Here is a 12,620-nt window from a genome sequence, read left to right as displayed (position 1 = left end):
GGGGACGGCCGCCCGGCGCCGACGGGACGCGCGCTGCGGTCCGTCCGTTTGGCGAGCTTGCCAAGGCGCCAGGGGCTCTTTAAGCCCCTCCACAGACGAACGAACGCCTAGGCGCGCTTGGAATTTCCGCGCGCAAGCAGGTTCGAACGGACGGCCGGGCGCTCGCGTCCCGCCGTGCCGACGGACGAAACCGGGGGATGCGATTTGGCGCTCTATTCGCTCGACGGGGTGAGCCCGCAGACGCCGGCGAACGGCCGCTTCTTCGTCGCGGAGTCGGCGGTCGTGGTCGGACACGTGATCCTCGAGGAGGATTCGAGCGTCTGGTTCGGCTCGGTCCTGCGGGGAGACAACGAGTCGATCACGATCGGCCGGCGCTCCAACGTGCAGGACGGCTGCGTGCTCCACACCGATCCGGGCTTTCCGCTTGTCCTCGGGCAGGACGTGTCGCTCGGCCATGGCGCGATCGTGCATGGCTGCACCGTCGGCGACTGCAGCCTGATCGGCATGGGCGCCACGGTGCTGAACGGCGCGAAGATCGGCCGGTTCTGCCTGGTCGGCGCCGGGGCGCTCGTGACCGAGGGCAAGGAGTTCCCGGATTACTCGATGATCCTGGGATCGCCCGCGAAGGCCGTGAAGACGCTGGGCCCGGAATTCGAGATCCGCCAGCTCGGCGGCGCCGGCCGCTACGTCGCGAACGGCCGCCGCTTCCGCGAGGGCATGAAGCGGATCGACTGAGCCGTCATTTCATGCGGACGTCGGAGGATGCGGCGCCGACGATCAGCGGGCCGAAATCCGGGTCGTCCTGCTCGAAGACCGCGTCGACCACCCGGCGCCGCGCGGCGTCGTTCAGCGCCTTGGTCGGCGGGCGCACGGCTATCTTGAAGGACGCCGGCCGGCTCTTGACCGCGGAGAACGACAGCGTCTGCGCGGTTGATTTCAGGCAGGCGGCGTTCGTCATCGCCGCCGGGCAGATCGCGACCCGGAACGGCGCCTCGCCGAACGGCCCGACATAGTTCGGACGGACCGTCAGCCGCCGCGTGGCGGCGTGGTTGGTCGCCGTCACCTTGATCACGACGCCGGCTTTAGGCACGGCCAGAGGCTTTCCCCCGTTCACGATCGCGGCGACGGTCGCGAGACCGCCATAAGGGATGGAGGTCAGGTCGAAATCGGGCTCGACGGACGGCGCGCCCGTGCAGTTGAAGGTGACCGGTCCGCCGGCGTGTCCGTAATCCGCGTTGCGGGTGTCCTGGCGTGCGGCGCCGACGACAAGATCGACCGACCGGCCCGGCTCGATCGCGAGCGACGGATCGAACGGTCCGACCGAACGGTTGCGGTCGACGTCGAGAACGCGCCACCGCGCGCGCACGCGAAACTGCGCGGCGAAATGGCAGCCCGTGAGCTTCGCCGGTCCGTTGTTGACGATGTGGAAGACGCTGAGGCCGAACTTGCCGAGCGGCGCCGTCGCGACGTTCGGGACCGCGGAGATCGCGACGTCGACGGGGGTCGAGGAGAAGCCGATCTCGATCGTTCCGGGCGTGCCGGTCGTCGAAAGCGGCGCGGCCGCGGTCTTCGCATCGAACCGGAATTCGCCCAGAACCGCACGTGGGCGGGAGGAGTCGAAGCCGGGCTTCGACGCAAAGGTCGCGGTGGTCGCGACGCCCGCGCCGAGCCGGAACGGCGCAGGCGCGTCCAGCGCGCCGCTGATGCGGACCACGGAGGGCGTGACGATCGCGGACGCCTTAGCGGCGTTGACGACGAGGAAGCTCGCGGGCGGGCAGGCGCCGCCCGAGCCGAGCGAGCAGACATAGTCGGAACCGAGAAATTCGAGTCCCGAAACCTCGCGGAGCTGCGCCACGACGGCGCCCTCCGGGGAGACCAGCGCGCGCGACAGCACGATGTCGCCTTCCGCCCCGGCCTTGGAGCCGATCTGCACGCGGTAGGGCGTGTCCTTGACCGCGTCGAACACGACCAGGCTCGCCGTCGACGACGCGCCGGACATCCGCATGTCGTCATTGACCGCGACGCGCTTCAGCGTCGCCAACGTCTCGCCCGTATAGACCGCGAGCACGGTGTCGACGGAGCTGCCGAAGGTGGTGAGGACCAGCCGCCCGTCGATCGCCGGTCGGACGACGACCCACACGGTCCGCTTCATAAGCCCGCCGGCCGTCGGCTCGCCGCGCTCCACGCCGTAGCCCGTGTTGTCGATCCGCACGACGTTGGGCGTTATCGCCGCCGGCGCGGCGGCTTTCGCGGACGCTGAACCTTCAGCGCCGGGCGCGTTCAGGCCCGACGGTTCGTTCTTGTACCAGGGGACGTAGAAGTCGCGTTCATAGATCTGGTTGTTCCTTTCCCTGTCCGCCAGGTCTTCGCGGCGTTCGTCCAACTGATCGCGAAAATCGTCATGTGTCGGGCGGTTGCCCGCGCTGCGACCTTGGCCGGCGCTCAGGCCGAACAGGACGACGGCGATAAGACCGACAAGGGCTGAATGTCGGATCGATATCGAAAGCGTATCCATCCCGGGTCGCCCCCTGATCGGCATGACCTACGCGTTTTGGACTGAATAGACGCCCATGCATAAAGGCGCCGCGCGCGGCGAAGTCAATCGAAACGCTGAGGACGTAAATCGTGAGCGATTGAATACTTGGCTGACGTCTTCCGAAGCCCTCAGGGCCTGGCGTGGTTAGCGCCGACGCCGCTTGATGCGGAGTCTCTCGAGACGCCGTCATTCCCGCGGATTAGGGCCGAGATCTCACGACGCGTCGGGATCCTTGGCGGAGGCCTGAAGAAAAGGGCGAGGCCGGCCCCTCGCGGGGAGCCGGCCTCTGGCATGCGGTCGATCGGGGCGGGAGTGGGGACGTGATCGACCGCCTGCGTCTCGGGAACTCGATGTCGCCTTACGGGGCGGTGGCGACGCCCACCGGGCCGATGCCGTCGCCGAGCATGACCCACAGGTTCGGGTCGATCTGGGACTGGCGCTTGATGAAGGTGTAGCCGGTCTCGAACCAGGGCTTCAGGTCGTCGATCTGGTTGTCGAGGGCGTAGTCGCCCTTGTCGGTGACGACGGTGAGCACGGCGTGGCCGTCGCCCTTGAGGTCGCGCACCACCGAGATCAGCAGCGCCTGGCGGGGCCAGCCGGCCTCCATCAGCAGGCGGCGCTTCAGCAGCACATATTCCTCGCAGTCGCCCCTATCGACGGGATAGGTCCACTTCTCCTCGACGCCGTAGAGCTCCTGGTCGGTGACGGGCGTGATCGCGGCGTTGACCTGGCGGTTGATCCGGTCGAGCTCCGCCAAGCGCGCGGGCGTCATCTTCGCCTTGACCGACTTCAGCGGCTTCACGTCGCAATCGTCCGCGTGGGTCTTGCAGAAGTCGACCCAGCCGATCGGCGCCTTGGCCGAGCCCTCGACCTGCATCGGCGTCGCGCTGGCGACGATCAGCTTGGCCGCCGCGCTCGCCGGCGCAATGGTGAATCCGCCGGCAACCAGTCCGAACAAGAAGTAAATCGAGGTCTTCTTGATGATCTTAAGCATTTGCATCCCCGTCCTGTCCCGGGATGCAAAGTCTCACATTCCTTTTGATGTCGGTCTAAGTCGAGATGTCGAGTTTTAGTGCTTCGATTTGTAATTTGGAAATCTATTGGAGATGATTTGTTTAGAGATCAATGGGGTGTTTTGTTTACCAAGCAGAAAGTCCTCAAGAGCGGCACGGGAAGACTTGGTTCGCCAAACCTTAACGACGGGCGGTTTTCAGGGGGGTCGATTTCCGAAGGAGTAACCATGGCGCGCAAAGACCGTGTCGAACGCTCTTTCGATGCGGGTCTGGCTGGGGACGATGCGGCGGGAATTGTGTGACGCGCCGCCGAGGGGCGCGTAGGTCCGCTACGCGCGACCCATCGGCGCCGCGCGGGGCGCGCCAAGCCACGCGCGTCTACCCCCGGAGGGGCGCCTCGCCTCGGGCGGGAAGGCGTGTCGGCGGACGGGGGCGGCCGTGAGCCCACATTGTCCGACGTGGAAGAGATTTAGAGCGGGATCACGTCGCCGGGGATTCTTCGGCTCTCACCGCGACCGTCGTTCCGGGCATCCCGGAACCCAGTGATGCGGCGTTATCAGTGATAGGCCGTCGGCGGGGGGCCGTCGTCGCGCGACGGCCGCCTGGTCCCGGCGACGATGCGCCGGGCGTTCGGCTGCGTCAGCCGAACTGCTCGTGCAGCGACTCAAGGTCGTGCGTGCGCGTGAACTCGAGCGCGATGCCCTTGTCGAAGTGGCGCACCACGTGGGCGGAGGTCTTGCCGAGCGTGACCGGCGTGCCGATCGGCAGCTGCAGGGCGGTCGTGATCGCCGCGCCGGACAGCGAGACGTCGATGATGCGGCACTCGTGCTGCTCGCCGTCCTCGGTGATCAGCATCGAACGAGGGTTGCGCGGCACGACGCGCTCGTGGCGGCGGTCCTCCGGCAGGCCCAGGATGGAGCGGTTGGCGAGCCAGGTCAGCTGGGCGGCGAGCTTGTCGCGCTTGCGGATCGTCGCGCCGACCGTCATGGCGAAGCCGTTCGGGATCGGGCGGACCATGACGCCCTCGACCCGGCCGATATGGTCGAGATAGGCGACGACGCGCTCGCCCTGCTGGGCCGGCACCGGCGCGATCAGCGCAAGGCCGCCCGGCGACATGTCAAGTGTCTGACAGGGGTACTCGCGACGCGACGAGAGCATGTACCGTCCGAGCAAAGCGACTTTGACGCGCTGGTGGCGCCGGCGCTCGTCGGAGAGGGGCACCTTCAACGAATACATCGAAGCAACTTTCGCGGTGATGCGGGCGGCCTCAGCCGATGCGATCGCGAATCTAAATGAACGACGTTAACGCGCGGTAACTCCGACGGGCCTCGCCGGGCGGGGATCAGCGTCCGCCGTCAAAGACGAGAAAGCGGCCGATGCGTCGGCCGACGCTCGCAAGGGCGTGCGGCTTCGGAGGGTCCGCCGTCTCCATCGGACGCCGTCGGCCGCTCGGCCACACCATGCGCAGCGACGTCAGCTCGAACCGGGTCACCGGGCAGGAGCCGAGCCAGTAGGGCGTCTCGATCGGCGCGATCGATCCAAGCAGCCGCGCATGCGTCCGCCCCCGGTGGCGGAGCGGGAGCAGGGCGAGTTCGAGGTCGACCCGGCGTCCGAGCTCCGTCAGGCCCTGCGCGCCGATGACGGCGACGGCGGCGTCGTCCGACACGGTCGACAGCGCGCCGAGCACGGTCGCCCGGTCGGCGCCGGTCCAATAGTCGAGGAGGCCCTCGCCCTTCATCTCATGGCCGGTGATGGCGCAGACGCGCGTGCCGGAGAGGCGAAATGGAAAGCCCGCGACGACATTGGCTTCCAGAATGAAGGTGTCGCCGAGGATGCCGCGGATGGCCCCGGGGTCGACGTCGGAGCGCTCCGGCGCCGCCCGGTCGCCGCGGATGCGGTTCCAGTAGCCAAACAACTCCTTGGTGGCGGGAGCTTTCATTCCATACGACCTCAACGTCATGCCGGCGCAGCCGTCCCGCTCTGGCACGCAGGCCGGGCGCGAAAGCTGGTTAAGCAAGTGTTGAGCAGGCGGCGTGCCATGCGGGCCGGAGGGCCGGATCGCGGCCTTGCAATCGCCTGAACTTCGGGCGAGCAGTGGGCTGATGCGGCCCACGCCCGGCCAGAGCCCCCAGCGAGCGATCGGTCCCGATTTGACCTCAAAGAGAGAACCGGCCTTCAACGCGCCGCGCGTCGTCCTGCTGCTGATCGCGCTGTTCGCGGCGATCCACGGCGTCACCGCGCTGATCGGCGACGAGGCCTACGTCGACGTGCTGCTGCGCTTCGCCTTCATTCCCGCGCGCTACGATCCCGCCTCGCCTTACGCCTCCGACTTTCTCGGCGGGGCCGGCGCGGACGCCTGGACCTTCCTGACCTATGCGTTCCTGCATGGCGGCTTCGCGCATCTCGCGGTCAATTCGGTCTCGATGCTGGCCTTCGGCAGCGCGCTCGCCTGGCGGTTCGGGACATGGCGGTTCCTAGCGCTGTCGGCGGTCGCCGCCATAGCGGGGGCCGGAACGCATCTCGCTCTCCATTTCGGAGAGCCGACGCCGGTGATCGGGGCGTCGGCGGCCATCTCGGGGCAGATGGCGGCCGCGATGCGCTTCATGTTCGAGACCGGCGGCCCGCTCGGAGCTCTGCGGAGCCGCGGGAGGGAGGCCTTCTCGGTGCCGGCCGAACCCCTGCTGACCTCGCTCCGCCGGCCGCAGGCCCTGATCTTCCTCATCTTCTGGTTCGGCACGAACCTTCTGTTCGGCCTCGGATCGGTCGCGGTGGGCCTCGGCGACGCGTCGGTGGCCTGGGAGGCCCATATCGGGGGCTTCCTCGCCGGCCTCGCGCTGTTTCCGTTGCTCGATCCGGTCCGGCCTCGGCCGCGCGGGCCTCTTAGCCAATGGGATGAGACAGGGGACGAAGCCTTGCCACTCGACCCGCATCGCCCGCATGATGGCGAAACCGGGGCCGCGGGACGGCCTATGAACTAGGGATCCGACGTCGCCTCCCGCGAAGCCCCCCGTCGAGGGCGGCGTCGCCGCTCGCCAAACGCCGCGCAAGACGGCGCATGAGAAGAGGAGGACGACGATGAGAGTTTCCACGATTCTCGCCGCCAAGGGCCGATCGGTCACGACCGTCGCGCCCGGAGCCGCCGTGGCCGACGTCGTCGCGACGCTCGCCGAGCTCAGGATCGGCGCCGTCGTCGTGTCCGACGGCCGCAACGGCATCGCCGGCATCGTCACCGAGCGCGACGTCGTCCGCGCCCTGGCCGCCCACGGCGCGTCGGCGCTGGAACGTCCGGTCTCCGACTTCATGACGCGCGACGTCGTGACGTGCCATTTCGAGGACACGATCGACGAGATGATGGACCGCATGACGCGCGGCAAGTTCCGCCACATCCCGGTCGTCGACGGCGTCGCGCTCGCCGGCATCATCTCGATCGGCGACGTGGTCAAGCACCGGCTGGAGTCGATCGAGGCCGAGGCCTCCGCGATGCGCGACTACATCGCGACGGCCTGACGGCGACGCCGTCGGCCCCGCGGTCGGCAGGGCCTGACGTCCCGGCGCGAACTCACTCCGCGGCGGCGAGCGCCGCGGCGTCCCCCGCCTGCGCGCGCTGGACGTCCGGCGGCGTCGCCTCGCCGGCGAGCGTCGCGACGCATTCGGCGAGCGTCATCGCGGTCTGGCCCTGGCTCCCGAGCCGGCGGATCGAGACGCCGCGCGTCTCCGCCTCCTTCTTGCCGACCACGACGAGCGCCGGAACCTTCGCCAGCGAATGCTCGCGGACCTTGTAGTTGATCTTCTCGTTGCGCAGATCGACCTCGACCCTCAGGCCGGCCTTCCGCAGCTCGGCCGCGACCTCGCCGGCGTAATCGTCGGCCTCGGAGGTGATGGTCGTCACCACCGCCTGCACCGGCGCGAGCCAGAGCGGGAAATGGCCGGCGAAGTGCTCGATCAGGATGCCGGTGAAACGCTCGAGCGAGCCGAAGATCGCGCGATGGATCATGACGGGGTGATGCTTCTCCCCGTCCGCGCCGATGTAAAACGCGCCGAACCGCTCCGGCAGGTTGAAGTCGACCTGGATCGTCCCGCACTGCCAGTCGCGGCCGATGGCGTCGCGCAGGACATACTCGAACTTCGGGCCGTAGAACGCGCCTTCGCCGGGATTGACCGCCGTCGTCACGCGGTTCCCGTAGCGCGCCGAAATTTCCTGCAGCGCGTCGCCCATCACCTGCTCGGCGCGGTCCCACAGCGCGTCGGAGCCGACGCGCTTCTCGGGCCGGGTCGACAGCTTCAGCATGATCCTGTCGAAGCCGAAATCGGCGTACATGTCGAGGATCAGCTCGTTCAGCGCGAGCGTCTCGGCCATGAACTGCTCGTCGGTGCAGAAGATGTGCGCGTCGTCCTGCGTGAAGGCGCGCACGCGCATCATGCCGTGCAGCGCGCCGGACGGCTCGTAGCGGTGCACGATGCCGAATTCGCCCATGCGGATCGGCAGTTCGCGGTAGCTGCGCAGCCCGTGCTTGAAGATCTGGACGTGGCCGGGGCAGTTCATCGGCTTGATCGCGAAGACGCGCTCGTCCTCGGTCTCGGTGACGAACATGTTCTCGCGGTACCAGTCCCAGTGGCCGGAGGTCTGCCACAGCGAATGGTCGAGGATCTGCGGGGTGTTGACCTCGACGAAGCCGACCTTGTTCACCTTGCGCCTGGAGTAGGCGATCAGCGTCTGGAACAGCGTCCAGCCCTTCGGGTGCCAGAACACGGCGCCCGGGCCTTCCTCCTGGAAGTGGAAGAGGTCCATCTCGCGGCCGAGCCGGCGGTGGTCGCGCTTCTCGGCCTCCTCGAGCTGGTGGAGGTAGAGGTCGAGCGCGGCGCGGTCCGGGAAGGCGGTGCCGTAGATGCGCTGGAGCATCGGGTTGTTGGAGTCGCCGCGCCAATAGGCGCCGGCCACCTTCATCAGCTTGAAGGCCTCGCCGACCTTGCCCGTCGACGTCATGTGCGGCCCGCGGCAGAGGTCCATCCATTCGCCCTGGGCGTACATCTTGAGCGACTGATCCTCCGGGATCGCGTCGACCAGCTCCACCTTGAACAGCTCGCCCTTCGACTTGAAGAATTCTTTCGCCCGATCGCGCGACCAGATCTCCTTCGTGAAGGGCCGGTCGCGGGCGATGATCTTGCGCATCTCGGCTTCGATCGCCGCGAGGTCGTCCGTCGAGAACGGCTCGTCGCGCGCGAAGTCGTAATAGAAGCCGTTCTCGATAACCGGGCCGATCGTGACCTGCGTCTTCGGCCACAGCGTCTGCACGGCTTCGGCGAGCACATGCGCGCAATCGTGGCGGATGAGTTCGAGCGCGCGGGGGTCGGCGCGGTCGAGGAACTCGATGCGGACGTCGCGCTCGATCGGATCGGCGAGGTCGACCACGACGCCGTCGAGCGCCATGGCGACGGTGCGCTTCAGCAGGGACTTGGAGATCTGGCCGGCGATGTCGGCGCCGGTCGTTCCGGCGTCGTAGGATTTCTGGGCGCCGTCGGGGAACGTCACTACGGGCATGTCGGTGTCTCCGCTCAGTCTCTGCCTACGAATGCAGGTAAGCGATTGGGTTTTGGCGTCCGCGCGGTGGGCGCGTCAGCGGTCGGGCACGGCCTCGCAGCGCGCCGAAGCCGCCCGTCCGCCGTAGCGCCACGGCCTAGACCAGCCGGCGCCCGAAGGCAATTCGCGCGGCACGGGATCGAACCCGTCGCCGCCCCAGGGGTGGCAGCGGCAGATCCGGCCGGCGGCCATCCAGGAGCCCGCCCATGCGCCGTGGCGCGCGAGCGCCTCGTCGGCGAACTCCGAGCAGGTCGGCAGAAAGCGGCAGCGCCGCCCGATCAGCATCGAGAGCGAATAGCGGTAGGCGAGGATCGGAAGGCGCAGCAGCGAGGCGACCGGCGCCCGGACCGAGAGCGACGGAATGTCGTCGCCCGTCACGCCGCCCGCTTCGCGGCGATCTGGTCGAGCGCGTCGACCACGGCGTCGAAGGTCAACAGCGTCGAGGCGTGGCGCGCCTTGTAGTCGCGCACCGGCTCGAGCACGGCGAGGTCGGACCAGTCGCCCTCGGGCGCCGGGCCGCTCTCCTTCAGCATGCGGCGCATCGTCTCGCGGACGGCGCGGAGCTCCTCGGCGGTGCGGCCGACGACGGTCCGCGCCATGATCGAGGACGACGCCTGGCCGAGCGCGCAGGCGCGCACCTCATGGGCGAAGTCCGTGACGACGTCGCCGTCCACCGCGAGGTCGACGGTCACGGTCGAGCCGCAGAGCTTGGAATGGGCGGTCGCGGAGGCGTCCGGCTGAGACAGGCGGCCGATCCGCGGAATCTCGGCGGCGAGCTCCAGAATTCTGCGATTGTAAATGTCGTCGAGCATAGGGGCATCCGACGCGAGAGAGGCCGCGCATATCCAAGGGGATCGATTGTTCGAAACCCGCCTGTGACTATATAATGCCCTGCGGTGCGCCTCGCCATCTCCCCTCCCGAAGCTCAGCTTCGTTTCGCGGAGGGGGTCGGGGTTCAGTCGCCGCGCGTATGGGGCTTCCCAAGGCCCCTCGAGAGGAAGCTTATGGACGCCGTCGTACAACACCCCAGGGCGCGGGTTCCCATCCCGGCGCCGAAGCCGGGCGCCGGGCCGGCCAGCATCTATCGCCCGACCCGCGACGAGGCCGAGGCCGCCGTGCGCACGCTCATCGCCTGGGCCGGCGACGACCCGACCCGCGAGGGCCTCGTCGACACGCCGCGGCGCGTGGTGCGGGCCTACGCCGAGCTGTTCGGCGGCTACGGCCAGAACCCCGCCGACCACCTCGCGCGCGTGTTCGAGGAGGTGCAGGGCTATGACGACATGGTCGTGCTGCGCGACATTCCCTACCATTCGCATTGCGAGCACCACATGGTGCCGTTCTTCGGCAAGGCCTATGTCGCCTACTACCCCGCGAAGGGCGTGGTCGGGCTCTCGAAGATCGCGCGCGTGATCGACGCCTTCGGCAAGCGCCTGCAGACGCAGGAGGCGCTGACCTCGCAGATCGCCGAGGCGATCGACGCCAATCTGAGGCCGCGCGGCGTCGCCGTGATGCTCGAAGGCGAACACATGTGCATGTCGATGCGCGGCATCCACAAGGACGGCGTGACCACGGTGACGTCGCGCTTCACCGGAGTTTTCCAGGACGATCCGGCCGAGCAGGCGCGCTTCATGATGATGGCGCGCGCCGGCCAACGCTGACGGCGGCGGCGCGGCGGCGCCGCGACGTCGACCTCTCGAAGGCGGCGCGGAGAAATCCGGCGCCGCCTCTTTCGTCTCGCAGTTCGGACGCGCCCTGATGACCTCTCCCTTCGCCCCGCGCGGCACGCATGAGGAGATCGAGGAGGGCCGGGCCTTCGCGCCCAAATTCGGCCCCGACGGCCTGATCCCGGCGATCGTCACCGACGCCGAAGAGGGCGGGGTGCTGATGTTCGCTCACATGAACGCCGACGCGCTGCGCGCGACGCTCGAAACCGGGATCGCGCATTTCTGGTCGCGCTCGCGCGGCGCGCTCTGGCGCAAGGGCGAGACCAGCGGTCATGAGATGGCGGTGAGGGAGCTCCGCGTGGACTGCGACCAGGACGCGCTCTGGCTCTCGGTCGCCGTGGCGGGAACGGGCGCCGCCTGTCACACCGGCCGCAAATCCTGCTTCTACCGCGCGGCGGCGTTCGGGCCCGGCGCGGCGACGGCCGACCTCGCCTTTGTCGACGACGCGCGTCTGTTCGATCCCGCGAAGGTCTATCGCGGCGCGTAAGGGCCCCTTTCGCGCCGAAGCCCGAGCCCGACCGCGCGGCGCCTCGCGCGCGGGGCCGGGACGCGCCTTACTGGATCGCGACCTCGACGCTCTCGTCGGCGCCGGACTTGACCGCGAAGTTGCGCTGGAACATCCGGCCGTCGTGCCGGGCGATGGCGGTGTAGTCGCCTTCGGCGAGCACGATGTTCGGCAGCGCCCCGATCGAATCGCGGATCACGTCGCCGCCGGGCGTCAGGATCGTCCAGGAGGTGTCGCGCATTTCCGCGCCGCCCGGCCGGTCGACGAGCTTCAGCTGCACCTGCGCCGCCTTATGGTGCACCTGCGCCTCGACCAGCTTGCCGGCGCCGATCTTGAGGTCGACGTCGACGATGGAGTTGGCGTCGCCGAAGGTCGACGTCACGTGATAGTCGCCGGCCGGCAACCGCAGCAGCGCGCCCGGCTTGACGTTCGCCGCGATCGCCCGAGGCACGCCGCCCTCGTCGCGGGTGAGCGCGAAGGTGACCTTGTCGGCCGGGGCGCCGCCGTCGCCGACGATCGCCGTCAGCCGCACGGCGCCGGCCGGCAGCACGAGGGCGCGGGCGGTCGGGCGCGCGGCGTCGACCGTCACATATTTCGCGACGCTGACCAGCCCGTAGACGGCGTGGACGACATAGTTGCCGGGGTCGAGATCGAAGCGCGGGGCCGCGTCGGCGGACTCCGCGACCAGCATGTGCTCGCCATTGGCGTCGGGCTGGTCGGTGAAGACCCGCCATTTGACGCCGCCCGGGACCTTCGGCCCGCCCTCGGCGAACGAAGCGGACAGCGCAAGCGTCTGTTTGATGATCGGCGCCGCGGCCGGCGGCAGCGCGGCCTGGGTCGCGGCGGGCGGCGCGGTCGCCGGCGCGACCGGCCGTACCGGCGGCGCCGTCAGCTTCGGGATGTCCAGGTCTAAGACCTTGGGATCCATCCGGTCGAGACGTTGCGGCGAGAACACCGTCGGCGAGGCCGGCGGCGCGGGCAGGGAGGGCTGAGCACGCGCGGACGGATCCTCGGAGGGCGCGAGCAGGTTCATGCGGCCGGTGATCTCGCCGCCGAAGGACAATCCGCCTTCCTTCTGCGCAGCCCCGGGGCGCACGCCGTTGGGCGCGGCTCCGGCGCCGCCCGCATTCTGCGCGAGGCACGGAGCGGCGAGGGCCGCCCACAATCCGGCCGCGGCGCATCGGCGAGCCAGGGAGCGAACGGATGGGCGAACGCGAACCATGCGCGTGCGATGCCACCCCGCGCAGGGATTGGCAAGCGCGCC

General features: G+C 69.0%; 13 protein-coding genes. 5 read left to right on the top strand and 8 right to left on the bottom strand.

Going from position 1 to position 12,620, the window contains the following annotated elements:
• The first annotated feature begins 204 nt into the window (after positions 1-204).
• Positions 205-735 (top strand): gamma carbonic anhydrase family protein, encoded by a 531-nt coding sequence (locus ACO2RJ_RS08105; RefSeq protein ID WP_423267485.1) that lies wholly within the window; start codon positions 205-207, stop codon positions 733-735.
• A gap of 4 nt (positions 736-739) precedes the next feature.
• Here the strand turns inward: ACO2RJ_RS08105 and ACO2RJ_RS08100 are convergent, their stop codons facing one another.
• The 4 genes from ACO2RJ_RS08100 to ACO2RJ_RS08085 all read right to left on the bottom strand — a co-directional run bounded on the left by ACO2RJ_RS08100 (position 740) and on the right by ACO2RJ_RS08085 (position 5,488).
• Complete coding sequence (locus ACO2RJ_RS08100; protein WP_423267484.1) at positions 740-2,383, bottom strand: hypothetical protein; 1,644 nt, start codon at positions 2,381-2,383, stop codon at positions 740-742.
• Between the two features lie 511 nt (positions 2,384-2,894).
• Positions 2,895-3,530: a transglutaminase-like cysteine peptidase gene (locus ACO2RJ_RS08095; RefSeq protein WP_423267483.1), complete on the bottom strand. Its 636-nt coding sequence runs from the start codon at positions 3,528-3,530 to the stop codon at positions 2,895-2,897.
• Between the two features lie 658 nt (positions 3,531-4,188).
• A complete protein-coding gene (locus tag ACO2RJ_RS08090) occupies positions 4,189-4,785 on the bottom strand; it encodes a PilZ domain-containing protein (RefSeq protein WP_423267482.1) in 597 nt (198 codons plus the stop codon).
• Positions 4,786-4,891: 106 nt separating this feature from the next.
• Positions 4,892-5,488 carry a PAS domain-containing protein gene (locus ACO2RJ_RS08085; RefSeq protein ID WP_423267481.1) on the bottom strand — a complete coding sequence of 199 codons (597 nt, stop codon included), beginning with the start codon at positions 5,486-5,488 and terminating at the stop codon, positions 4,892-4,894.
• A gap of 211 nt (positions 5,489-5,699) precedes the next feature.
• On the opposite strand from ACO2RJ_RS08085, the gene ACO2RJ_RS08080 reads away from it, so the two are divergent.
• Positions 5,700-6,527 (top strand): rhomboid family intramembrane serine protease, encoded by an 828-nt coding sequence (locus ACO2RJ_RS08080; protein ID WP_423267480.1) that lies wholly within the window; start codon positions 5,700-5,702, stop codon positions 6,525-6,527.
• 97 nt (positions 6,528-6,624) lie between these two features.
• Positions 6,625-7,056: a CBS domain-containing protein gene (locus ACO2RJ_RS08075; RefSeq protein ID WP_423267479.1), complete on the top strand. Its 432-nt coding sequence runs from the start codon at positions 6,625-6,627 to the stop codon at positions 7,054-7,056.
• A gap of 52 nt (positions 7,057-7,108) precedes the next feature.
• Here the strand turns inward: ACO2RJ_RS08075 and thrS are convergent, their stop codons facing one another.
• The 3 genes from thrS to ACO2RJ_RS08060 form a co-directional block, all read right to left on the bottom strand.
• Complete coding sequence (thrS, locus tag ACO2RJ_RS08070) at positions 7,109-9,088, bottom strand: threonine--tRNA ligase (protein ID WP_423267477.1); 1,980 nt, start codon at positions 9,086-9,088, stop codon at positions 7,109-7,111.
• Between the two features lie 75 nt (positions 9,089-9,163).
• Positions 9,164-9,454, bottom strand: coding sequence for a membrane protein insertion efficiency factor YidD (yidD, locus tag ACO2RJ_RS08065; protein ID WP_423268935.1), 291 nt, complete (start codon positions 9,452-9,454; stop codon positions 9,164-9,166).
• Positions 9,455-9,501: 47 nt separating this feature from the next.
• The gene (locus ACO2RJ_RS08060; RefSeq protein ID WP_423267476.1) at positions 9,502-9,939 is read right to left on the bottom strand and encodes an iron-sulfur cluster assembly scaffold protein; all 438 of its coding nucleotides are present in this window, start codon (positions 9,937-9,939) and stop codon (positions 9,502-9,504) included.
• 192 nt (positions 9,940-10,131) lie between these two features.
• Here ACO2RJ_RS08060 and folE point away from each other — a divergent pair, with 192 nt between their 5' ends.
• Both folE and hisI read left to right on the top strand, forming a co-directional pair.
• Entirely contained in the window at positions 10,132-10,785 is a 654-nt protein-coding gene (gene folE / locus ACO2RJ_RS08055; protein ID WP_423267474.1) for a GTP cyclohydrolase I FolE, read from the top strand.
• 97 nt (positions 10,786-10,882) lie between these two features.
• On the top strand, positions 10,883-11,338 hold the full coding sequence (gene hisI, locus ACO2RJ_RS08050) for a phosphoribosyl-AMP cyclohydrolase (RefSeq protein WP_423267473.1): 456 nt from the start codon (positions 10,883-10,885) through the stop codon (positions 11,336-11,338).
• 67 nt (positions 11,339-11,405) lie between these two features.
• On the opposite strand, the gene ACO2RJ_RS08045 is transcribed toward hisI, so the two are convergent.
• Positions 11,406-12,452: a hypothetical protein gene (locus tag ACO2RJ_RS08045; protein ID WP_423267472.1), complete on the bottom strand. Its 1,047-nt coding sequence runs from the start codon at positions 12,450-12,452 to the stop codon at positions 11,406-11,408.
• Positions 12,453-12,620: the final 168 nt, after the last annotated feature.

Origin of the sequence: Hansschlegelia sp. KR7-227, assembly GCF_049446035.1 — a bacterium.
GTDB lineage: Bacteria > Pseudomonadota > Alphaproteobacteria > Rhizobiales > Methylopilaceae > Methylopila.
Note: the sequence above shows the minus strand (reverse complement) of the source record. Positions and strands in the feature narration are given on the sequence as shown.